This window comes from Veillonella sp. VA139, from assembly GCF_003992005.1.
Classification (GTDB): domain Bacteria; phylum Bacillota; class Negativicutes; order Veillonellales; family Veillonellaceae; genus F0422.
On the sequence record NZ_RQVL01000059.1, the window covers coordinates 1 to 1,246 of the forward strand.

The window sequence follows — 1,246 nt, forward strand, 5'->3', positions numbered from 1 at the left end:
AATAAAAATCACAGAAAGAAGGTTCAGTTCTTATGACTAATACTAACACAAATTTATTAAATGCACTACCAGTAAATGATCTTATTAATGAAGCAATCCGTATTGAAGTTGAAAAAACTATTAATTTACTTCTTCAAGAAGACTTAACAGATTTCTTATGTTATGAAAAGCACTCGGTCGATGGATATAACACTGGTAATTCTCGTAATGGATACTATGAAAGAAGTGTAAACACTACACGCGGACCGATTACAGTAAAAATCCCTCGCGATCGTAACGGTGAGTTTAAAAATAGGATCCTTGAGCCTTATAATCGCACCCATAGTGATCTAGAAGATATGATTATTCACCTTTACAGAAAGGGAATTACAACACAAGATATTGCTGATTTAATAGAGAAAATGTATGGTTGCTATTATACTCGCCAAACTATATCTAACATAACAACTAAGCTACAAGAGCAAGTAGAAGCCTTTCATCAACGCCAACTAGAAGAAGAATATCTTGTAGTATATTGTGATGCCACCTATCTTTCAGTACGTAGAGATACAGTACAAAAAGAAGCATTACATGTATTAATAGGGATTACTACCACTGGTAAAAAAGAGGTTATTGATTATGCTTTGTTTCCAACTGAAAGTATATCTGCCTACGAATCTTTATTAACATCGATGAAAGAACGCGGTGTAAAAAAGGTACACCTCTTTGTCTCTGATGGATTTAAAGGGTTAGGTGAATTATGTCAAAATATCTTCTCTACTAGCCTTTACCAACGGTGCTGGGTACATATCTCTCGCAATGTTAAAGGGTGCGTTAGAAAGCAGGATATTAAGGCTATTTTGGATGATTTAAAACCTATTTACTCCAGTACAACCGAAGAAGCTGCTACAAATGCATTAGTGTCCTTCTTAGAAACCTGGGCGGGAAAATATCCTCGATTGCAAGGGATGCTGTCGGATGTAACAAACTTATTTACCTTTTTACAGTTTCCTGAAAGCATCCAACGTAGTCTTTACAGCACCAATATTATTGAAAATTTCAATAAGCATTTAAAGCGGTATACGAACCGAAAGGAACAATTCCCTACAGAAGATTCTCTTAATCGATTTGTCTATGCACGAGCAAGCGAGTATAACAGTCGACATCTTGAAAGAATACATAGAGGATTTGCTCACTTACTTTCATCCATTTAATTGCTTAGAGCATTTATTTCTTAAAGAGTTTACACAAAATTCTTGACAGTACC

1 protein-coding gene is annotated in these 1,246 nt (G+C 35.1%); it reads left to right on the forward strand.

Translation table 11 applies throughout. The features are described 5' to 3' along the window. Positions 1 to 32 precede the first annotated feature (32 nt). A complete protein-coding gene (locus tag EO125_RS09695; protein WP_127148721.1) occupies positions 33 to 1,193 on the forward strand; it encodes an IS256 family transposase in 1,161 nt (386 codons plus the stop codon). Positions 1,194 to 1,246: the final 53 nt, after the last annotated feature.